The sequence below is a fragment of the Cylindrospermum sp. FACHB-282 genome (genome assembly GCF_014697195.1).
In the GTDB taxonomy this organism is placed as follows: domain Bacteria; phylum Cyanobacteriota; class Cyanobacteriia; order Cyanobacteriales; family Nostocaceae; genus Cylindrospermum.
In genome coordinates, this window is the sequence record NZ_JACJRJ010000030.1 from 1 (window position 1) to 21,365 (window position 21,365).

The following is a 21,365-nucleotide window of genomic DNA, read 5'->3' on the forward strand; positions in this document are numbered from 1 at the left end:
CTCAAGTACTGCTTTTAACTCTTCATTTGGATTAATTAAATTTTGCTGGCATCCATACATTTGTTTTGCCTCCTTACCTGTATGCTAACATAAGTGTGTCGTCATTGTGTCATATATGACAAAAAAAGAATTACACATTAGAATTACCGAACGCAGAATGAATAAACTGCGGTTGTATGCTGCAAAAAAAGATAAAACTATTACCCAAGTTGTAGAGGAATTGCTTGATACTCTACCTGAAATTGCAGATATATTACAGGTAGGCTAAAGCCTACCGAGTCGTTTTTCATCCCCGGTCTGAAGTACGGAGTATGGCGCTGTGCGCCTGTTCCTCCGGGGCTTTCAAACTTCCGTCTGTTTCTTGTAAAAGTAGCCAAATCGCATTTTACCGCCACGCTTCGTCTGTAAATATTGCTCAGACTATGTTTACGAAAAAAATTGACTTTAACCTAAAAATTGGGATTTAGCAGACCATATCTTACCCCATTAACTCGTGTAGCGCCGACGAACTGGGGACACTTCGTTTTGTTTCTCAATTTCAGACATGGCTTTTTTTGTCAGTTTTACTCCTGTACAGTAAGTTTGAGTAACTAACTTAACAACTGGATTTTTACCATTCCATGTCATATTTTTAGCAAAACTTAAAGCTGTTTCAAGTTCATCTAAAATACTACCATTCCAATAGTTTTCTAATACGGCCCAAGTTCTTTCTATTGGATTATATTTACTGTGATATGGTGGATAGTAAGCTAAACGTATATTTAGTTGGTATTCATGAGCAAATTCGACTATACGTTTCATGAACTGGGTGCGTCGAGAATGATTCTCTGGCCCATTATCTTGATTGAGAACAAGAGTTTTAATTTCAGGGAATCGCCAACATTGAATTTACTACAAAAGGGGAATTTTAAAGATGTTCGCTTCCAGCAAAACTAATCCTAAATAAGATGTGTTTACCCAGCGTGCTGTAGGCATCACATCTCTTTTTTGTCTGCCTCTGGAGCGGGTTGTTAAAAAATTTCCGTTATGCTTACGGCTTCCGTAAGAGATACACAAATTAAATAAGATTGCTATAGAGTAAATCAATGATTAAAATAATACTTTTTTTATCATCATTGCTCTAATTTAAAGTTCGGGGAATTTTAATTACTCCTCATCGTCTTCCCATTCATCATCTTCACTCCCATACTGCTGGGGTGCTTCTCCATGAATTTCTAAAATCTTGGCTTTTTTGTTTTTGCTATCAGGTGAATTAATTGCTTCTAATTGCACATCAAATCGCCAGTTGTCACCAAAATCATAAAGATAAGTCATTATTCCACCTGGTTCTAGAGGCAAATCACCAATCTTGACTTGATCCGCAAATGGGGGATCTTCCATATAGGGATGACCAATTGTAATGGTGCGACCAAAATAGTCTTTACAACTAAACTGATAAAGGTGATCATAGTCAAAGTCAAAAGCATCAAGAATCATTTCAGCTAACCAGCTTAATGGCTTTTTGGCTGGTATGGAAATACGCCGCCAAGCTTTAGCTATAGATACTTTAAAAATATAAATCCCATCGATAAACTCTTGACGGGGAATAATTAAATTATGCTGCCATTCAGGAAAAAATAATTGGAATTGTGACTGCCATTGCCCAAACATTACATTTATATCATCTTCTAATCCTTCTTGGAGCGCTATCTGTAATATTAATGGCAATATAGCATCGCCCAAGGGTAAGCGTTGTAAACTGGTAATACGCCATCCTTTACCAGCTTGGGGTTTTCCCTGTTTAATAGAGAGGAAGCCAAATAATTCTAATAAAGCAACGTTATGTAGTCCAGAGAAAGAACCAATCTCATGCTGATCTTCATATTTAGCAAATTTTGCACCTTTATCTGGGATACGTTTCCAACACTGAATACACTTAAATAAATTGCCGAAGGAGTCACTGCGTTCACCCAAAATTTCGTTATTTCCCCAAATTAACCAGGCCTCTAAGAGGTTGAAATATCGTTCTGTTGGGTTGAGGTTTGACCAAGATGCCAAAACATCTGTATCTAAGACTAGGCTTGGCTTCTTACCTTGGTGTTTAACTTGGGCTATGCCGGAACTGCGTAATAAGAGATAAAGTCCGTTAATGTAGGGGTATGATTTCTGTACGGGGCGTTTGAGTAGAATTTCAATGGGGTGACTCAATCGAGAATTGAGTTCTGATAGTACTTTCATCGGCAGCAGGTTATTGACACTACTAACTTCTACCCCTTTTGGCTGCAAGAAATCTATCAGGGTTTGAAAGTCTTGCAGAATTGTACCGGGTTGATTTTCATTGATGCTGAGTTCTTGCAACAGTTGTTGTTGTAACTCTGTAAGGGCTGGTAGTTCGGGTTTGAGGATGTTTTCTAACCGTGCAAATAAGTCTTCCATAATTCAAAATTCAAAATTCAAAATTTTATCTTATGTGTAACCCTATGCTATTTATACTATGACTTCAAAACTGCTTCATATTAAATATAGACCCGCCCGTTGCCAGAGGTGATTGATTCAACTTGTTGCAAGGTGAGTTGTAATATTTTTATTTTGTGGTAGAAAATTACTTGTATTTAATATGAATAGTAACACGCGTTTACAGATGCTTCTGGCTGATTCACTTATTGGCACTGTATTACCGGAAATTGCCCCACTCAATTTACCCAACTGGTGGTTAGCTGGGGGTGCGGTGCGAAATACAGTTTGGCATTCCATGTTTGGACAGGAATGTGGGTTATTTATCAACGACTTGGATATTGCATTCTTTGATGATGCTGGGAATCGTTCCCAGGAACTAGCAGCAAAGGCAACTCTCACAGCCAAATTTCCTGACTATCTGTTTGATGTGAAAAATCAAGCCAGTTTTGCGCGTTGGCGTGCTGGTCGCAGAACCTATTCTAGTACAGAGGATGGGATTAAAGATTGGCTGCACACTGCTACGGCTGTAGGTGTGCGGCTGGATACACAAGGTCAATGGGAATTTTTCGCTCCCTATGGGTTAGATGACTTGTTTGGTGGTGTGATTCGACCTACACCAGCCCATACTTATAACCCAGCTGCTGACAAAAAGGCTTCTGGGTTTCTGCAAAAGTGTCCTTGTTTGCGGTTGGTATTTGCTGAGTGAGAAAATTTTATAGTTTTTCACTTAGCACCTTGATAAGTTCTACCAAAGGTCATGGCGAAATGTACCTTAGCACCTAGCGATCGCTTCTCGCAGGGTGTAGCCCATCGCCAGACGACTTTGTACTGATGCCTACCTAAACCCTGCAAACCAACTGATTGATTTTGCATTAAGTAACTAAGTAGTATAAAGACGATGGGCTGATTTCTTCAGATTAGCCCATGTTTTTATTTTTTCATGAGCTTGAGAATGAATAACCTAAGAATATCTATTCTAACAATTATCCTCTCTACCTTAACCTTTGCCCAAGGTAGTAGAAACCTTGCTGTTGCGCCCTCACTGGAGACACAGGTACAGGATCTAGCACAGTGGTTTACTGGTTCCTTTGACAATGAAGGGCAAGTGGCTAGTAACTCTTCTGTACCACTAATCACAATGTCTAACTGTAATGTGCAATTGGAAAATACCAACTTTGCTGTTGATACACAGAATGTTTATCTAGAACAAAAAAGTACCGCTTTTGAGCGTTTGCGTTTATACTCATTCAGCAAAGGTGATTCGGTAGTTAAACTTAGCATTTATAACTTTCTCAACGCAGATGTTTTCCGGGGACTCTGCAACCATCCTGAATTGGAACGAATCATCAGCCTGAATAATCTGGCGGTAACAAGCTGTAACCTAGAACTTATTTGGCAACCAACTGCCTATATTGGAAATAATGCTCCCAATGGCTGCTTAACAAGTACGGGCGGTAAGGTAGTTTCCCAAGTAACCATCTCAAAAGGGAAAATTGACTCGTTAGACCAGATTTTCAGTCCCCAAGGTAGATTACTGGTAAGCACTCCGATCCAATTTCGCCAAGTTGATGAACCATCTTTAGCATTAGGACTTCTGGCTGTTGGTATCTGGAGTCTGGCAAAGCAATCTCAGAAAAATGGCACCAGAAAGAACTATGAATTAAGAATTGGCCCTAAGTAAAAAGCTTGACAAATTCTTCCCTTTGTAGTACATTTATACTATAAAAGGAATGGCATCAAAATTTAATCCCATAACTGGAGAGGTTTGAGATGAAGCTATCTAAGGTAGACTTGAGCAGTTTATTAGCGATTGCCCATTCTGACGGACATTTGCAGTTATTGCTCGACAGAGGCGACGAATTGGAACTGATGGAAATTCCCGCGCCAGTGCAAGCTTACGAAGGATTAGAACATCTAAATGAGATGATTGCTGAATCTGTTGCACTTCCTGCTGTAGAAGAACCAATTGCCATGCTACCAGTTAGCTCATCAATGGCTTTTGCTGTAGGTTATAATAGCCACGAACAAATCTTGCAAGTTGAGTTTCAAAGTGGTGCAGTCTATCAATATTCGGAAGTAGATGCCCAAACGTGGGAAGACTTGCATTCAGCAGATTCAATTGGTAGATTCTTTAATCAAGAAATCAAAGGTATATTTGACTGCGAGCGGGTAGATAATCCAGATTAGCGATTATTGCTCAGGAAGAAAATATACCATTAGACAGATGAATTCAGGTTTAACAGAGTTGTATCTTTATGGAAGGCAATGACAAAGTCTAGAAAAGTAGATGATGTCATTGTCGCAGGTTTATTAAAATCACCATAATTCATTGGTGCGCTACAGCAAGTTAACGCACCCCAGCCACAAAAGCCACAAAAATAGGAAACTGCTCTAATTACTCCTCAAGCTGACCAACGCGGCGGATATTTAGAATGTCGCTCATTTTCTTGATTTGGGTGAACACCTGTTCTAATTGCGGGCGATCGCGAATATCAATTCCTAAGTCCATTAACGCTGGTTGACCAATAGCAGTTTTTACCTGAGCATGGCGCACATTGATTCCTTGGTCACTCAACCGCGATAATATATCTTTTAAAACCCCCACACGGTCAAGGGCTTCAATTTGAATATTTATCGGGTAAGTGTGAGGACGACTGCTATTTTCGGTGACAGAGTTCCATCTAACTGGTACTAGGCGCTCACATTCCACACTCTCCACATTTTGACAACCTTGGCGGTGGATGGAAATTCCCCGCCCCCGCGTGACTACACCAATAATCGGTTCTCCAGGAATGGGGGTACAACATCCAGCTATGTGATAAACCAAGCCCTCTACGCCAATAATGGGTGAATCACTAGCACGAGTTGTAGTATTAGGTGCATCCCGTAAAGCTTTTGTAGAGGTTGACTCTTTAGGAAGAAATTGGAGAACCTCAGCAACTGGTTGTTGTCCCTTCACTACTTCGCGCCAACGATTTAAGACTAAGTTGAGGGTAATTTCTCCGTAACCTAAACCCGCCAGTAAGTCTTCTACACTGTGATAGTTGCACTTTTCAGCGACAGTGTGCATCGCGTCTGACTTCAGCAGGCTCTCAAAACCTGTTTTACCAAGTTCTTTTTCTAATAATTCTCGCCCCCTGGCTACATTTTCTTCCCGGCGCGATCGCTTGTACCATTGTTTAATGCGATATTTTGCCGCTGAAGTCCGCACAAAGTTCAACCAATCCAAACTAGGATGGCCGTTCTTGAGGGTAATAATCTCGACACTATCGCCATTTTGCAACCGCGTTGACAAAGGTACCATCCGCTCATTCACCCGTGCCCCTGCACAGTGGTTGCCGACTTCAGTATGAATGCGATAAGCAAAATCTATAGTCGTAGAACCGGGGCTTAAAGGAACAACATCCCCCGTAGGGGTGAAGACATAAACATCATCTTCAAATAAATTGTCTTTAACGCTATCTAAGTATTCCTGAGCATCTTTTAAATCACTTTGCCACTCCAGCAGTTGCCGCAGCCAAGCAAACTTCTCTTCTGACCCCGTCAACTGGCTATTGTTAGAACTGCCTGACTCTTTATATTTCCAATGTGCAGCAATCCCATACTCGGCAACATGATGCATTTCCTGAGTTCTAATTTGCACCTCCAAAGGTCGGCCAGTCAGTCCAATTACCCCAGTATGCAACGATTGGTAACGGTTAGGTTTTGGCAGTCCAATATAGTCTTTAAACCTGCCAGGAATCGGGCGAAAAGCATCGTGAACCACGGCCAAAGCACGATAACATTCCTCATTAGTCTGAACAATAATTCGCAGCGCCGCCAAATCGTAAATTTCGTGAAATTCTTTTTGCTGCCGTTGCATTTTTTGGTAAATGCCATAAAGGTGTTTGGGACGGCCACTAATCTCCAGACAGCGAACTCCCGCTTGCTGCAATCGCTGCCGCAAAATTTCTGTAAGTTTAGCTAATTTCTCTTCCCTGGCCGCCCGTTTTTCCGAAACATGGGTTTGAATTTCGCGGAAAGCTTCTGGTTCCAAATACTTAAAGGCTAAATCTTCCAATTCCCATTTAATCTGCCAAATTCCTAAACGATTAGCTAAAGGAGCAAATATATCTCGCGTTTCTTGAGCAATGGGGCGGCGCTTTTCCTCTGGCATGAATTGTAAGGTTCGCATATTATGCAAACGATCTGCCAACTTCACCACGATTACCCGAATATCTTTGGCCATGGCCAAAAACATCCGCCGGAAGTTTTCTGCTTGGCTTTCGGTTTTGCTTTTGAAATTGATTTTAGAAAGCTTGGTGACACCTTCTACCAATTGGCGTACTTCTGGGCCAAAGCGTTCTTCTATTTGGTCAATTGTAACTTCTGTATCTTCTACTACATCATGGAGAAACCCAGCTGCTATCATAGCAGGACTACCTCCCAAGTCGCGCAGCAAGCCTGCTACAGCTACAGGATGACCAATGTATGGTTCTCCCGATTTCCGGTATTGACCCTGATGCAGTTGATAAGCAAATTGAAACGCGCGACAAATCAAAGCGCTATCGCTATGCCTTCGGTCTTCTTCCACTTCGCTGCTATTTGTTGATGATTCCTTCAAACATTTTTTTAGCCATGCCGGAAGGGAGACATCAACAGAGGAATTGATAAGTAAGCTGCTCATACGATGGAACAAGTAATCTTGTGGGTAGGTGAGAGATAGACGAAATTGACAGCATCGCTAAAAGAAGATGCTGTTGCCTAGAGCCTGGTAGAAATAACAGTGTGTAGATGATTCCCTAATTGCCTATGGTAATCATCCATCGTGGGTATCAAAGATCATAATGCAAAAAATCCATATAGTAGTAAATCTAGCCTCAAATTATGACTTGAGGCTTATAGCTTTCATCTATAAGTGAAGAAGGTTTATTTTAAAAGAAGATTCTCTTGCGATTAACACTATCTCAAATAGGACTGGATGTCTCAAAATCGTCATAAATATCAGGTATTAGCAACCTTGCTGGAACAATTACAGGCTGATGCCACTACAACTCAATTAGATGCCCCCGAACTACGGCAACGCCTAGCTGAATTGCAGGAATTTTTTAGGCAGGAAATTGTGTCTTTGACTGATGCAGATTCGCGGGTGCAGTCTTTTCGGACGGAGATTAGCAAGCAACTGCGCCTGTTGGAAGTAGATGTGATGTTTCTCCAAGGGGCGCGACAGGCATCGACAGCAAAAGCAAGACTTCAGACAATTAGCTCACGCCTGACAACTCTCATCCAATACTGTGCTGCTATCCTGCAACAAGAAGAAAACGGGGAAAAATGACACTCTCCTTTTTGTCTGGTTTTTCCATTATCCCACTTGTGGCCGACGGTGGAAAGTAATTTTAACAACAAGTTTCAATCCTTGCCATCCTCTGGCAGGAGGAATATGGAAACAGGTTAGGGTGAGCCATTGCTTATTGATACTGATAAGAATCTCTGGCTTTTTTGAGTATTGGCGTAGGTTCCGATTTTAATGTTATTGATGGGAGCGACGATATAGCATTTTAAATGGGTAAAGAGCTAGCCCTAAGCTGATAATTTTCTAGACAAAGCTATACATATCACTCGATAGAAGCGATCCAAAATCCGAGTCAGATCCTGCTGGGGAATCCCAATGCCCGTATCTTGAACCTGAATCACAGCATAATGGTCACTGCGGTCTAAGTTGCGATCGCCTAGGGAATGCTTAGTAGTAAAGTCAACTTCACAGCAATAATACTTTCCATGCTTGACTCTCCAGTTATATGGAGAGTTTAGTATAAGATAAACAGCTATATCTCCCTGGGGGGTTAGTTAAGTAATGTTAGCGCAAGAACAATCAAAACAGATTGGTGTAGTTGCCAAAGAAAGCGGCGTACCGATTAAAACTATTCGTTACTATGAAGAACTTGGTCTACTCAAATCATCTGGAAGGACTGAAGGTGGATTTAGATTATTTAACTCTGATGTTCTGGAGCGACTGCACTTTATTAAACGCGCTCAAAGCTTAGGCTTAAGTTTGTCCGAGATTAAGGATTTTTTAACTGTTCATGATAGAGGTGAATTACCTTGTAAACATATAAAAACCAAGCTAGAAGATAAGGTAAAAGCCATTGATGAGCAAATTCAGCAATTATTTATTTTAAGACAACAATTGCAGGGATTACTGTCAAGCTGGGAAATAAAATATGAGAATTCTAATCCGACTATTTGTCCAATTATTGAGCATGATTAAATAGAGATATTTCAAGGTAAGTCTCTAAATTGGAAAACAAAAAATCTAGTTAAATTTATATAAAAATCTAGCTGAAAACTGAACTTAGAAGACAGCTAACTAAGCTCAGGTCTTAACCAGTTTTCACTGGTTTCTGCTTTCAGCCGGCACTTTAGTTCACGGCTTTTGGCAATCCATAACTTTAGCGATCGCTAGCTGATGATTTATATTGTGAGCCATCAGGCATAATCGCACCTTCCAAGAAAGCACTACTTAGTTCATAATCGCTCACTTTAGCGTTTTTGAGATTAGCACCAGTTAGGTAAGCTCCCCCCAGGTTAGCACCACTCAAAATAGCATCTCTCAAATCTGCACCACTCAGGTTGGCATGACTCAAATCTGCACAAATCAAATTAGCGCCTCTGAGCTTGGCACTATTAAGATTAGCCTGACTCAAGCGAGCAAAACCCAGTTTTGCATGACTTAAATCTGCACCACTAAGTTTAACCTGGCTGAGATTAGCATTATCTAAATTGGCATAGCTCAAATTAGCATTACTCAAATCGCATTCCGTCAAATTAGCTTTACTGAGATTGGCATGGGAGAGCTTAATATCTACTAACTCCGCACCAGGAGCATCCAAACCTCTCAGAGAAACACCATCTTCATTCAAATCTTGCAGGGCCAAAATTCTGGCATAACTAACTTTAACATTGTGCGCTGTATCAACCGTACTCCAGGCTTGATAATGAAATTGCTTTCTGCGATCTGGAGCTTCCTTAATGAATAGAACTAGCCCAACTACCAGACTGATACTGTCAGCAGCACCCAACGTCTTTGCTAATAAAGATTTCTCATCGACATTTAAAAGAACTACCGCAAAGATAACAGCCGAAACTATAGCGACTAACCATGTTGGTGCTATCCAGAAAGCGTTAATAAGTTTCTTAGGAACTTGTGTGAGGACTTCACTTAATGGCTGTTCTGATATTTTGGTTTGAAATCGCTGATAATTAGCGGTAAAATTATTGATAACTTTTTTTAAAAAACTACTACCTAACTGAATCGATATAAAAGCTTTCTTCTTTTTGTTTTCTGGAGGCTGAAATAGCTGAGATTTTTTTTTATTTTTGGCTTTTAATCTTGAAGGTTTCGCTAAAGTTAAAGGTTTTGGTAAAATACTAGGTTTCTCAGCTTTGACAACTTTAGGTGAAGATTCTTTCTTCGCACCTTTTAACATCAAAGTGGTAATAGCTGTAAAAGCATCTAGCCAAGCTTTTTCAACTTCAGGAGTCCAATCTTCTTGCAGATACTGCTCAAACGTCACCAGCAGAGCTTCCCCCACTGGTCCATAATATTTGGGAATAGCTCCATAGCCGACGTGTCTAGCTCCTAGAGCGTTGAGAACTGGTACTAAAGCTTCTGGGTTGCGGAGATTTTCTACTACCAAAACCAGGGAATTTAACAACTTTTTCTGTTGATTTACCATATCAGTACTGGTAAATAGCGGTTTCACCTCTGGGTGAGCTTTAAACAAATTCTCATAGAAGCTGGCTGCAAATTCATTAGCCCGTGGTTTAACTTTTTCAAAACTGCTTTCTAGTAACTCTACAGGTAAGTCTGAAGATTCTTCTTCTAATATTTCTATTAATATTTGCTCGGCTGGTTCTACTTGTTCAATTTCTTCTAATTTTTGTTCAATTGGGTTTTTAGCCGCTTGTTGTTCTGAACTTTCTGCTATCTCTACCTTAACTTTTGTTGGTGCATTATCCACACCTGCACCTTTTAACATCAAAGTGGTAATAGCTGTAAAAGCATCTAGCCAAGCTTTTTCAACTTCAGGAGTCCAATCTTCTTGCAGATACTGCTCAAATGTCACCAGCAGAGCTTCCCCCACTGGCCCATAATATTCGGGAATAGCTCCATAGCTGACGTGTCTAGCTCCTAGAGCGTTGAGAACTGGTACTAAAGCTTCTGGGTTGTGGAGATTTTCTACTACCAAAACCAGGGAATTTAACAACTTTTTCTGTTGATTTACCATATCAGTACTGGTAAATAGCGGTTTCACCTCTGGGTGAGCTTTAAACAAATTCTCATAGAAGCTGGCTGCAAATTCATTAGCCCGTGGTTTAACTTTTTCAAAACTTTGCTCTAAAATTTCAACATTTAAAGACATATTTTTCTGGAATTTAAATAATAAATGGTTGAGGTTTTTAAACAGGGATATTGATTATTTCTAAATATGATGAATACTGTTTACAGATTTATGAAATATTCAAATCCCTGTCATATAATTTAAAAAAACAATTACAAACTCAAACTTTCTAATTCCTGCCAGAGAATAGACATAAACTCATTAGCATCCTTAATTCCCATTTCTCCAAGTGCTTTCCACTCCTCAGTAGTGTAATCTAAATCATGTCCCATAATATCTTGAGTCCAATAAGGCAACTTAGATGGATTTTCCATTAACTCATAAGTCATCTCCAATATTTTTGTTCCTGTAGTATTTCCCCTAGCCTTTGTAGTCAGGCAAAAAGCAAGTAATTTAGCTAGATTGCTTTCCGGGGGAATAGATATCAGAAAAGCCATATTTTCTGCGAGAACAAACTTATCTAATTTCATTTTTTCCTAATTTACAAGTATTTCATCATTATGAAGATGGAGTCATATCCATAATTTTGGCTAGAAGTTTTCTTTTCTATAGCCAAATCCATATTTTGTGCAGAGACCCTTTAACTGTGTTGAGAGTCCAGGAGGCCCACAGAAAAATACATCAACCTTATTGGGTGCGTGTTGTTTTGCTAAGTCACTGAAAATATTATCCCAGTCTGGACGGCCAGTTTGTGTCCGACTCTTTAAACCTGTGATTAAATCAACCTGTGTCTTAGAATGCATCAAATCCATCGCCACAAAGAGGGTGCTAGACTTCATATCTGACTTTTGCTGTGCGCCTGTTAGATATAAGTTTATATCAAAGAGGTTGTTAGTGTCTTCAACTTCGATTTGTGATAACAGTTCAACAAACCATTCAAAGGCGTTTTGTTCTCGATTTAACCAGTAAAAATGTACCTTCTTCAAATTTATGTTAGAAGAATGATGTTGATTACGGTACAAAATACTTTTCAAGATAGAAGCAAAGGGAGTCACACCAATACCAGCACCGATTAGCACAGCATATTTAGATTCAAAAATATGTGTACTTGGTGTACCATAGGGGCCATCTAGATAAACTGGCACTCCCTGCTCATGTTGAGAACTACTTGAACGTATCCATTCTTCCCTCTGCTCTCGAAAAAGTTGATATAACTTTCCAGTCCAACTGCCTGCCGCGCGTATATGTAAAGATAAGACATCTGGTGTTTCAGGGGCGCTGCTAATTGTGAATGGATGCCATTCAAATTTGGAAATACTGGGGCATTTAATAAATAAGTAATCCCCTGGTTGATAGTTGAAAGATGCTGGACGTTGAACTTGTAAACCTAAAACTTTAGAGGGGAGTAAAGAGGCATTAACCACAAAAGTTGCTTGTTTTGTTGCCCGCCAACGGATAACTAATTCAATCACAAATCCTAGCACAGGCAATAACACCCACTGCCAAAAAACTGGCCCATGAATTAACGCCAGAATAAACCATAGTCCGTACCCCATGTGAGCTATATAAAAAAGCGCAAATTTCCCTCCTTGTCGTATAGGTGCTTGCGCCGTTACCCACATAATTGTGAAAACTAGCAGTAATAAAAATCCCGATAAACCAGCTTTTGTCCCAAATAAACTTTGAGTGAAGGCAATAGGCAAGGTGGTGTAATTAAGAAAATGTGCCAGCGTATGCACAACTGCCAACGCAAACATAACTTGGCCTACCAGCTTGTGAAACTCGATGCTTTCGTCTATGGGTAAATAGTCGTTAAGACTACTTTTGCGAAGCCAAGTCATAAAATGCCGTAGCATGGGGATGAGAATCAGCGCCCCATTGAAGTTAAGTGTTGCACCACAACCTCTGGCAATTTGAATATATACATTTGCCCCTAAATTTGCATATCGTTCAACTGCCCCGAAGAAAAGAAACAAATTGATAGCAATATAGAGGGATAAAAAAGCAATTTTGACCCAATTATTTTGAATGTAATGCTTGATGTAAGCCTTTTTTGAACGTTTTTTTTCTGGAGTAGTGACTCCTTGAGAGTCTTGCTTGTGAGGTCTGAGCCAGCTAACAGGACTAACTGTCATCGCTTCAATTAAATCAGGAAATTTGCCTATTAGACCTTTAAATTCTACAAAAGAAACTTCACCGCTGTTGTCACTGTCAGCTTCTAGAAACAATATATCGACTAAATCGTTAATTTGTTCCGGTTTGAAACTGAGATTATTTTCATTGAGGCTGGCAGTAATCAAATGAGCTATTTCTGCTTTGTCAATGCAATCATCTCCGTTGATATCATGCAATTGATAGGCAAATTTTAGTTTTTGTTCTGTGGTGGCAAAAAACAGATTTTCTACAGTTGTTAAAAATTCTTCTATTTCAATCTTGCCCGTGCTATCGGCATCAAATATAGAAAACAGTCTGTCGGCAAAATATTCGTCTTTCAACCCTAAAGCTTTTTTAAATTCTGTCTGATCAATTTGTTTGTCTTCTCCGGCAATTTTGGTAAAAACTTGTCGCAATTCCTTTAAAATAATTCTTGGCGTTTCCATATCTTGAGATTTTACAGGATCAAATTAATGAAATAAATGTGTCAACTTCTTATTCTGTAATTCAGTTAACACAGACCACTTTCAAGATGATTAAGTAGCATAATTAACTTTCACTAGTATCAAAGCTTGTTTGTTAATATAAAATCAAGTCAGAAAAGTCGGAAGTTGAAGTCGGAAAAGTCGGTTCGTTATAAAATACTTTTCTAAAGTTACCATTATGCTCACAATTCCCAATTATCGAATTACTCAACAGCTTTACTCTGGTTCCCGCAGCCAGGTGTATCGAGCCGTATCTGCATCCAACCAACAAAGTGTAATTCTTAAACTCCTCAAAACAGAATATCCCACCCTAAGTCAACTGATGCAATTTCGCCGTCAGTACACTATTGCTAAAAATCTCAATTTACCAGGAATAGTCAAACACCTAAGCTTAGAAAACTACCGCAATAGTTATCTATTAGTCTTAGAAGATTTTGGGGGCATTTCTCTATCAGATTATATGGTTGCTAACAATCAAACTGAAAGCTCTTTTTTTCCCAATACTTTAAACTTAAATGAATTTTTACCTATTGCCATTCAGATTGTTCAGGCTCTAGAAGCCATACACCAAAACTGCATTATTCATAAAGATATTAAGCCTCAGAATATTTTAATTAATCTAGAATCCAAACAGATAAAAATTATTGATTTTTGTATTTCCTCCCTTTTACCCAGAGAGAAGCAAGAAATTATTAATTCCAATATGTTTGAAGGGACTACTGCTTATATGTCCCCAGAACAAACAGGACGAATAAATCGGGGAATTGACTATCGTACTGATTTTTATTCTCTAGGTGTAACTTTTTACGAATTACTCACCGGACAACTACCCTTCCAAAGTAACGAGGCAATGGAATTAGTTCACTGTCACATTGCCAGGATGCCAATTTCCCCAATAGTAATTAATCCAGGGATTGGAAAGGTGTTAAGTGGTATTGTCCTGAAACTGATGGCAAAAACACCTGAACAACGGTATCAAACAGCTTTTGGGCTACGAATAGACTTAGAGAAGTGTCGAGAAAAACTTTTAGAAAAAGGTAGTATTACTCACTTCAAATTAGCTCAAAATGATATTGACTTCCACTTTGTCATTCCAGAAAAACTCTACGGCAGAGAAACCGAAGTAGCTACCCTGTTAGCTGCATTTAACCGAGTATCAGGGAGAGGATGCGCGGAGGTAGAAGCAACTAACCAATCCTCTAACCTAGGGGCATTTAGCATTATTCAAAATCCCAAATCCCAAATCGAATTGATTTTGGTAGCAGGATTTTCAGGCATTGGTAAAACAGCAGTTGTTAATGAAGTCTACAAGGCAATAGTGCATCAAAGGGGTTACTTCGTCAAAGGCAAATTTGACCAATTTCAGCGGGATATTCCCTTTTTGGCTTGGGTACAAGCATTGCAGAATTTAATGCGACAACTATTTGGTGAAAGCTCTATTCAAGTCGAGACATGGAGAATAAAAATATTAACAGCTTTGGGTACACAAGCTAAAGTGCTTATTGATTTTATTCCTGAATTAGAACTTTTGATTGGCAATCAACCTGATGTACCAGAATTAGCAGGTAATATTGGACAAAATCGCTTATATCTGCTGTTTAAAAAACTTCTTCAGGTCTTTGCTACAAAAGAGCATCCTTTAGTGATTTTTTTAGATGACTTGCAGTGGGCAGATACAGTTTCTCTGAAGTTGCTGGAACTGTTAATGAGCGAAAAAGATCCAAGTTATTTATTATTAATTGCTGCATATCGGGATAACGAAGTTTCTGCGAGCCATCCTTTAATGCTGACATGGCATGAACTTAAAAAAGATAATGTTTTAGTTGACAAAATTACTCTAATTCCTCTAAAGAAATCCGCTTTTAATTCCTTGATTGCTGATACATTAAATTGTTCAAAAAAAGCAGTGCAGCCTTTAACAGAAGTTGTATTTAATAAAAGTAAAGGTAATCCATTTTTTGCAACTCAGTTACTTAAATCTCTTTATGAACAAGCCTTGATTTACTTTATATACAAAAAAAATAAGGGAATCTGGCAATACAATATTACCGAAATTAAAGCCCTTTATACCAGTGACAATGTTGTGGAGTTTATGGCAACTCAGTTGCAAAAACTGCCCGTAAATACCCAGGAAATTCTAAAAATAGCAGATTGCATTGGCAATTGTTTTGATTTGAATACTTTAGCAATTGTCTATGAGCTATCAAGGGATGAAATAGCTGCTGTGTTGATGAGTGCATTACAAGAAAGCTTAGTAGTTAATCAAAGCAAAACTGATTTTTTAAAAGATTCTGAAATATTAGAATTCAAGAGTCAAAACTTACAACAAATGCATTACAAGTTTGGACATGATCGAGTGCAGCAAGCTGCATATTTCTTGATTCCAGAAGCTCAAAAGCAGTCTATACACTTAAGAATTGGGCAATTACTTTTAACTAATATTTCCGAACAAAAACGAGAAAAAAGAATTTTTGATATTGTCAATCAATTAAATTATGGGCTGGAATTACTAAAAAACCAAACTGAGCGAGATGAAATTGCTCAATTAAATTTAATTGCCGGACGTAAAGCTTTAGCTTCTACTGCTCAATATGGGAATGCTTTAGAATCAGCGATCGCCTATACCAATTATGGATTAATCCTCTGCGGCAGATTAGGAGAAATTGATGCTGGCTATCGGTTTGGTCAACTAGCTTTAAATCTGTTGGATAGGTTAAAAAGTCAAGAAATTAAAACCAAAACTATTTTTTACGTTTGTGTATGGACAAAACATTGGAAAGAGCATCTCAAAGAGACGTTAAAATTATTTTTGGATGCTTACACTAATGGTTTAGAAACTGGAGATTTACAATTTGCTGCTCTGTCTGCTTACTTATACTGCAACACTTTATTTTTTATTGGTAAGGAACTGTCGCAAGTTCGGCAAGAGATGGCTAACTATGGTGAAGTTCTCACTCAACTGAAACAAAAAGCCACTTTAGAGAAGCTTCAAATATATGAGTACGCTGTCATCACATTAACCGAGCTAAATGAACCAGATGACAATACAAAAGTGATCGTTTATAACCACCAAATAGAAGTTAATCACAAAACTGCATCTTGCCAAGTATATTCTACTCAGATGATGTTAAATTATTTGTTTAATAATTATTTTAGAGCAATTGAAAATGCGGAAAATGCGGAAAAATATTTAGGTGGTGTCACATCTACAATAATTGTTCCAATTTTTCATTTTTACGATTCTCTAGCTAGGCTGGCGATATATTCTGATAGTTCAGAAGACGAACAAAAAAATATTCTGGAAAAGGTAGAAGCTAATTTAGTAAAGATGGGGATGTGGGCGCATCATGCTCCTATGAATTATTTGCACAAATTTGATCTAGTGAAGGCAGAGCAGCATCGAGTTATTGGTGAAAATCTTCAAGCAATGGAATATTATGACAAAGCTATTGCCGAAGCTAAAGAAAATGAGTACCTAAACGAAGAGGCTCTGGCTAACGAACTAGCGGCTAAATTTTATCTAGCATGGGGGAAAGAAAAAATTGCTAAAGTCTACCTTGCTGAGGCTTATTATGCCTACTTTCGCTGGGGTGCATTAGCGAAAGTAAAAGATTTAGAAAACCGCTATGCTCATTTACTCGCTCATATTCAATCTAGTGAACAAACTAACTCTGATACCAAGGGTAAAGTTAGTAAAATCACTACGGGTAATGCTATTTCTAACTCAACAAGAGGTTCAGAAGCTTTAGACTTAGCAACGGTGATTGCAGCTTCTCAAGCTATGTCAAAAGAAATCAATTTAGAAAGTTTGCTTTCTACTTTAATGCAAGTAGCTATTGAAAATGCCGGAGCCTCGAAAGGGGCACTTATCTTGCACGATGAGGGTAATTTAACTTTAGAGGCGATAGCTACGCCCGTCAATGCTCTGTCAGAAACAGGGACGCAGACAAAACAAATGATAGTAAATTTGCTGCCATCAGTAGCCATAGCCTCAGAAGAAATACCTGCCAGCATCATTAACTATGTAGCACACACCCAAGAAATCCTGTTAGTTGACGATGCTAGAACTGAAACAAATTTTGCTAATGATGCTTATATCATCCAACGGCAACTAAAATCAGTTTTATGTATTCCTATCCTTAATCAAGGTAAACTAATTAGCATACTTTATCTAGAAAATAATCTGACTGTAAAAGCTTTTATTCCCGACAGGGTAGAAATATTAAAGTTACTCTCATCTCAGGCTGCTATTTCGATTGAAAATGCTCGTATTTACAATAAATTAGAAGAAAAAGTTAAAGAACGTACTGCTGAATTAGAAATAGCTAAACAAGAATCTGAAGCAGCTAACCATGCTAAAAGCTCGTTTCTCGCTAACATGAGCCACGAATTGCGAACGCCTCTGAATGTAATCTTAGGATTTTCTAACTTAATGAGGAGTAATGCTAATCTTTCTTATGAAGAAAAAGAAAATCTTAGTATTATTAATCGCAGTGGAGAGCATCTGTTAAATCTAATTAACCAAGTACTTGATCTCTCCAAAATTGAAGCTGGACGAATGACTCTTAATGAAAGTAATTTTGACTTTTATTACTTACTAGCTGATGTGGAAAATATCTTTTCTTTAAAAGCTAAAGAACAAGGGTTACAGTTAATATTTGAGCGCGCTGAAGATGTTCCTCAATATATTTGTACAGATCAACTTAAGCTGCGGCAAGTGCTAATTAATTTGCTGAATAATGCCATTAAATTTACTTTTGAAGGGAGTGTATCTGTTAAAGTTAAAACGTCTCTAGATTCCCAATGTCAAATTATATTTGAAGTTTCAGATACAGGTCTTGGTATTGCTCCTAACGAACTAGAAAAATTATTCAAACCCTTTGGACAAACCTCTTCAAGCCAACAAGTACAAGAAGGAACAGGATTGGGTTTAACTATCAGCCGACAATTTATTAATTTAATGGGAGGTGAAATAACTGTAATCAGTGGTGGCAAATCTTTTACACCAGATAAAAAATTAGCGATCGCACATAAACCGAAAGACGAGATAACTGCTCTACCTACCTCTAGCACAACATTTATATTTGACATTATACCCAAAGTTATTGATAGCGATGAAGTTGAGAATAAATCCCAAATTATTCGCGTTATTGGTTTAGCTCCCAATCAACCGCAATATCGAATGTTAGTTGTTGACGATCATGAATACAATCGTCAATTGCTACTTAAAATTCTCGGACGCTTAGATTTTGAGTTGCGAGAAGCAATTAATGGTCAAGAAGCAATTGAAATTTGGGAAGCGTGGGAACCCCATCTTATCTGGATGGATATGCGAATGCCAGTTATGGATGGTTATGAAGCAACTAAACGCATTAAAAGCACAACTAAAGGTCAAGCAACAGCTATAATTGCTATTACTGCCAGTGTTTTAGAAGAACAGAAAGTGGTGGTTTTGTCATCTGGCTGTGATAATTTTGTTCGCAAGCCATTTCAAGAAAAAGTTATTTTTGAAATGATCGCTAAATATTTAGAAGTTAGTTATATTTATGAAAAAGAAAACTCACTTATTCAAGTTATTGATTTGCCTATAGAGCCGTTTAATTTAAGCGAATTTCTGACAACTATGCCAAAAGAATGGCTCGTACAATTGCATACAGCGGCTCTTGATGCTGACTCAGAATTAGTTAATCAAATGATTGATGATATTTCGGAAGTTCACGGATCAACAATTCAGATACTTAGAAGTTGGGTAAATAAGTTTGAGTTTGAAAAAATTCTTGATTTAACAGAATAATTTTTTGGCAATTAATGAAGATTGTTTATTAATCAAACCTTTCTTTACTTGTTCAGGGACATAATTAATTTTAAAATTACCTGTGGGTACCGCAAACAAAGTATTAAATAGGCTCTTCAGTACGTAGTATCTAAAATCGCACAACTAAATCTTAAAATCCCTGCCAATACTGGGTAATTGGCGTTATTCCTAACATTTTTCAGTTTTTAGTTGCTTTGAGGGTTTTAAACGGCATTTCAAAGCACAATTTTGGTGTTTAACTAATAGTTTGGCATAACAGGGACTGAAGAGGCATAAAATATAAAGATTAAAAATTTTTAGCCTCGTACAGTTTACCATGAACTTTGAAAAAGCATTATTATTGGTAGAATCTATCCTTAAAGATAAGACTGGAAAGGAATTAACTGATCCAGAAAAACAGATTTTAAAAGCTGCTTGGGAAAACCAGCCTTATAATAATATTTCTGACAGCTTGTACTTGAGCGTAGGATATATTAAAGATTTAGCTTCTCTGCTATGGAAGCGCATTTCTAATGCAATGGAAATGAAAATTACTAAAAGTAATTTTCGCTATTTATTGGAGAAACAAATTACCACAGATAATCATGCTCTTAATCAAATAGAAAAAATTGATTCTGAACCAATTGAAACTCATAAAGCTAATGTTTTAATTGTTGACGATTTGGTAGAAAATTTGCGGTTTTTAACGGAAATTTTGATTAAGCGTGGATACAAAGTCCGCAGTGTCACTAATGGCACTATGGCATTAAGAACAGCTACTAATAACCCGCCAGATGTTATTTTACTGGATATTAAAATGCCAGATATTGATGGTTATGAAGTCTGCAAAGCTATAAAAAATAATAAATTAGTTTCAGAAATACCTGTAATTTTCCTCAGCGCACTCGATGAAGTTATTGATAAAATTAAAGCTTTCCAAGTTGGGGGAGTTGATTACATCACTAAACCTTTTCATCCAGAAGAAGTAATCGCTCGCATTCAAACTCAAATAACAATCCAAAAACAAAAGCTTGAACTGCGGCAGGCAATTGAGCAACATCAGCAAACCGCAGAAATTCTTTATCAATCTCGTGCTTTATTGGCTAGTTTGTTGAACAACTCCGTGGATGGCATTGCAGCTATACAAGCGGTGAGAAATACAATTAATGGAGAAATTGATGACTTTATCTATCTAGTGGTTAATCCCGTTTTTGCTAAATTATTTGGAGAAAAACGAGAAACGCTTACAGGTATGTCAGGGGTGAAGAACTTGGTTAATCAGCTTAATCCAGAATTGTTTGATACATTAGTACGTGTAGTTCAGACAGGAAAACCAATGGAGAAAAAGTTTTACTATAAAAATGGTGAAATTCAAAAATTGTATAACTTTACTATTGTTAAGTTTGGAGATGGCTGTTCGATTACTGGACGCCCTCTTTCTTAACTATCAAGAAACACATTCTATAGCCTTTGAAATACAGGGCTATGGTATTGTAATGTGGTGAGTCTGTTTAATATCCCCCACTGTAGCAAGATTCGGCAGGGTACGGAATAACATTACAGTGGTGGGAAGATATTAAGAAATAAATTCTAAGTGCGCTTTTACCAGCATTTGGGCTTGTCTAAGTACACTGCTGAATAAATAAGTAGGAATCTGCCAAGCGGCAACGGTAACTTGTTTAGCAATATCCTGGATGCTAATGGCAATTAATTCATGCTCTGATGACTGTCCCTCAATTGCGCCAGACCAAGTAAAAGCTAATATGAAATCATCGTATCCAGGTAGAGTGGCAATTAAGCATTCGTTTTGTGCTGGCTGGCAAATAATTCCGTGTTCATTGGCAATTGCTGTTAGTTTTTGGAAGCTCTTTAAATGGGTCATTTGTCCTTTGTGTGTAATTTAATGAGTAGATTTACGATGTAGCCCAAGTGTGATTTAAACTCGTAGCACTGTGCCCAAAGCCAAGCTACCTTTCTCCGTGCTATTGCAGAGAAAAGAACCGTTGACTGAGGTTTTGAAAATTGAGTGTTCGTAGTTTATATATAGTTCGCCTATGTGATCAAGCTGATATTGCCTCCCAGGCTGTTGCCTGAAATTTTCCAGTTAATCACAAAAACGCGAGTCAATTATGGCACAAAAAATGTTTTTGGAATATGTTTTCAATTTATCTCTAA

Annotated in this window: 15 protein-coding genes and 2 pseudogenes; 8 read left to right on the plus strand and 9 right to left on the minus strand. The window is 38.1% G+C overall.

What is annotated here, in order from left to right:
* Nucleotides 1–115: 115 nt before the first annotated feature.
* Nucleotides 116–268 carry a hypothetical protein gene (locus H6G32_RS16135; protein ID WP_190460060.1) on the plus strand — a complete coding sequence of 51 codons (153 nt, stop codon included), beginning with the start codon at nt 116–118 and terminating at the stop codon, nt 266–268.
* Nucleotides 269–486: 218 nt separating this feature from the next.
* On the opposite strand, the pseudogene H6G32_RS16140 reads toward H6G32_RS16135, so the two are convergent.
* Nucleotides 487–876, minus strand: a pseudogene (locus H6G32_RS16140) (ISAzo13-like element transposase-related protein); the annotation flags it as partial.
* Nucleotides 877–1,146: 270 nt separating this feature from the next.
* A complete protein-coding gene (locus H6G32_RS16145) occupies nt 1,147–2,415 on the minus strand; it encodes an IS1096 element passenger TnpR family protein (protein ID WP_190460062.1) in 1,269 nt (422 codons plus the stop codon).
* A gap of 181 nt (nt 2,416–2,596) precedes the next feature.
* Between H6G32_RS16145 and H6G32_RS16150 the strand changes: the two genes are divergently transcribed.
* Nucleotides 2,597–3,142 (plus strand): nucleotidyltransferase family protein, encoded by a 546-nt coding sequence (locus H6G32_RS16150; protein WP_190460064.1) that lies wholly within the window; start codon nt 2,597–2,599, stop codon nt 3,140–3,142.
* Between the two features lie 17 nt (nt 3,143–3,159).
* On the opposite strand, the gene H6G32_RS16155 is transcribed toward H6G32_RS16150, so the two are convergent.
* The gene (locus H6G32_RS16155) at nt 3,160–3,309 is read right to left on the minus strand and encodes a hypothetical protein (protein WP_190460066.1); all 150 of its coding nucleotides are present in this window, start codon (nt 3,307–3,309) and stop codon (nt 3,160–3,162) included.
* 79 nt (nt 3,310–3,388) lie between these two features.
* On the opposite strand from H6G32_RS16155, the gene H6G32_RS16160 reads away from it, so the two are divergent.
* Nucleotides 3,389–4,117, plus strand: a complete 729-nt coding sequence (locus H6G32_RS16160) for a chromophore lyase CpcT/CpeT (RefSeq protein ID WP_242046613.1) — start codon at nt 3,389–3,391, stop codon at nt 4,115–4,117.
* 89 nt (nt 4,118–4,206) lie between these two features.
* Nucleotides 4,207–4,623: a KTSC domain-containing protein gene (locus H6G32_RS16165; protein ID WP_190460070.1), complete on the plus strand. Its 417-nt coding sequence runs from the start codon at nt 4,207–4,209 to the stop codon at nt 4,621–4,623.
* Nucleotides 4,624–4,831: 208 nt separating this feature from the next.
* On the opposite strand, the gene H6G32_RS16170 is transcribed toward H6G32_RS16165, so the two are convergent.
* Entirely contained in the window at nt 4,832–7,102 is a 2,271-nt protein-coding gene (locus tag H6G32_RS16170) for a RelA/SpoT family protein (protein WP_190460072.1), read from the minus strand.
* 294 nt (nt 7,103–7,396) lie between these two features.
* Between H6G32_RS16170 and patD the strand changes: the two genes are divergently transcribed.
* The gene (patD, locus tag H6G32_RS16175; protein ID WP_190460074.1) at nt 7,397–7,750 is read left to right on the plus strand and encodes a heterocyst frequency control protein PatD; all 354 of its coding nucleotides are present in this window, start codon (nt 7,397–7,399) and stop codon (nt 7,748–7,750) included.
* A gap of 281 nt (nt 7,751–8,031) precedes the next feature.
* Here the strand turns inward: patD and H6G32_RS27430 are convergent.
* A pseudogene (locus H6G32_RS27430) lies at nt 8,032–8,133 on the minus strand (ATP-binding protein); the annotation flags it as partial.
* Nucleotides 8,134–8,269: 136 nt separating this feature from the next.
* Here H6G32_RS27430 and H6G32_RS16180 point away from each other — a divergent pair.
* Nucleotides 8,270–8,683 (plus strand): heavy metal-responsive transcriptional regulator, encoded by a 414-nt coding sequence (locus H6G32_RS16180; protein ID WP_190460076.1) that lies wholly within the window; start codon nt 8,270–8,272, stop codon nt 8,681–8,683.
* A gap of 181 nt (nt 8,684–8,864) precedes the next feature.
* Here H6G32_RS16180 and H6G32_RS16185 read toward each other — a convergent pair whose 3' ends face one another.
* The 3 genes from H6G32_RS16185 to H6G32_RS16195 all read right to left on the minus strand — a co-directional run bounded on the left by H6G32_RS16185 (nt 8,865) and on the right by H6G32_RS16195 (nt 13,357).
* Nucleotides 8,865–10,838 carry a pentapeptide repeat-containing protein gene (locus H6G32_RS16185; protein ID WP_190460078.1) on the minus strand — a complete coding sequence of 658 codons (1,974 nt, stop codon included), beginning with the start codon at nt 10,836–10,838 and terminating at the stop codon, nt 8,865–8,867.
* Between the two features lie 131 nt (nt 10,839–10,969).
* A complete protein-coding gene (locus H6G32_RS16190) occupies nt 10,970–11,287 on the minus strand; it encodes a hypothetical protein (protein ID WP_190460081.1) in 318 nt (105 codons plus the stop codon).
* Nucleotides 11,288–11,347: 60 nt separating this feature from the next.
* The gene (locus tag H6G32_RS16195) at nt 11,348–13,357 is read right to left on the minus strand and encodes an EF-hand domain-containing protein (protein ID WP_190460083.1); all 2,010 of its coding nucleotides are present in this window, start codon (nt 13,355–13,357) and stop codon (nt 11,348–11,350) included.
* Between the two features lie 217 nt (nt 13,358–13,574).
* Here H6G32_RS16195 and H6G32_RS16200 point away from each other — a divergent pair, with 217 nt between their 5' ends.
* Together H6G32_RS16200 and H6G32_RS16205 are read left to right on the plus strand one after the other, a co-directional pair.
* The gene (locus tag H6G32_RS16200; protein ID WP_190460085.1) at nt 13,575–19,190 is read left to right on the plus strand and encodes a hybrid sensor histidine kinase/response regulator; all 5,616 of its coding nucleotides are present in this window, start codon (nt 13,575–13,577) and stop codon (nt 19,188–19,190) included.
* Nucleotides 19,191–19,527: 337 nt separating this feature from the next.
* On the plus strand, nt 19,528–20,634 hold the full coding sequence (locus H6G32_RS16205) for a response regulator (protein ID WP_190460087.1): 1,107 nt from the start codon (nt 19,528–19,530) through the stop codon (nt 20,632–20,634).
* A gap of 132 nt (nt 20,635–20,766) precedes the next feature.
* On the opposite strand, the gene H6G32_RS16210 is transcribed toward H6G32_RS16205, so the two are convergent.
* Nucleotides 20,767–21,072 carry a hypothetical protein gene (locus tag H6G32_RS16210; RefSeq protein WP_190460089.1) on the minus strand — a complete coding sequence of 102 codons (306 nt, stop codon included), beginning with the start codon at nt 21,070–21,072 and terminating at the stop codon, nt 20,767–20,769.
* Nucleotides 21,073–21,365: the final 293 nt, after the last annotated feature.

Excerpts from the sequence above, each read along its gene's own strand:
- H6G32_RS16155 (WP_190460066.1), bottom strand. The coding sequence starts at position 3,309 with ATGCAAAATCAATCAGTTGGTTTGCAGGGTTTAGGTAGGCATCAGTAC.
- H6G32_RS16180 (WP_190460076.1), top strand. The coding sequence starts at position 8,270 with ATGTTAGCGCAAGAACAATCAAAACAGATTGGTGTAGTTGCCAAAGAA.
- H6G32_RS16190 (WP_190460081.1), bottom strand. The coding sequence starts at position 11,287 with ATGAAATTAGATAAGTTTGTTCTCGCAGAAAATATGGCTTTTCTGATA.
- H6G32_RS16170 (WP_190460072.1), bottom strand. The coding sequence starts at position 7,102 with ATGAGCAGCTTACTTATCAATTCCTCTGTTGATGTCTCCCTTCCGGCA.
- H6G32_RS16150 (WP_190460064.1), top strand. The coding sequence starts at position 2,597 with ATGAATAGTAACACGCGTTTACAGATGCTTCTGGCTGATTCACTTATT.
- patD (WP_190460074.1), top strand. The coding sequence starts at position 7,397 with ATGTCTCAAAATCGTCATAAATATCAGGTATTAGCAACCTTGCTGGAA.
- H6G32_RS16165 (WP_190460070.1), top strand. The coding sequence starts at position 4,207 with ATGAAGCTATCTAAGGTAGACTTGAGCAGTTTATTAGCGATTGCCCAT.
- H6G32_RS16205 (WP_190460087.1), top strand. The coding sequence starts at position 19,528 with ATGAACTTTGAAAAAGCATTATTATTGGTAGAATCTATCCTTAAAGAT.
- H6G32_RS16195 (WP_190460083.1), bottom strand. The coding sequence starts at position 13,357 with ATGGAAACGCCAAGAATTATTTTAAAGGAATTGCGACAAGTTTTTACC.
- H6G32_RS16185 (WP_190460078.1), bottom strand. The coding sequence starts at position 10,838 with ATGTCTTTAAATGTTGAAATTTTAGAGCAAAGTTTTGAAAAAGTTAAA.
- H6G32_RS16210 (WP_190460089.1), bottom strand. The coding sequence starts at position 21,072 with ATGACCCATTTAAAGAGCTTCCAAAAACTAACAGCAATTGCCAATGAA.
- H6G32_RS16145 (WP_190460062.1), bottom strand. The coding sequence starts at position 2,415 with ATGGAAGACTTATTTGCACGGTTAGAAAACATCCTCAAACCCGAACTA.
- H6G32_RS16200 (WP_190460085.1), top strand. The coding sequence starts at position 13,575 with ATGCTCACAATTCCCAATTATCGAATTACTCAACAGCTTTACTCTGGT.
- H6G32_RS16160 (WP_242046613.1), top strand. The coding sequence starts at position 3,389 with ATGAATAACCTAAGAATATCTATTCTAACAATTATCCTCTCTACCTTA.
- H6G32_RS16135 (WP_190460060.1), top strand. The coding sequence starts at position 116 with ATGACAAAAAAAGAATTACACATTAGAATTACCGAACGCAGAATGAAT.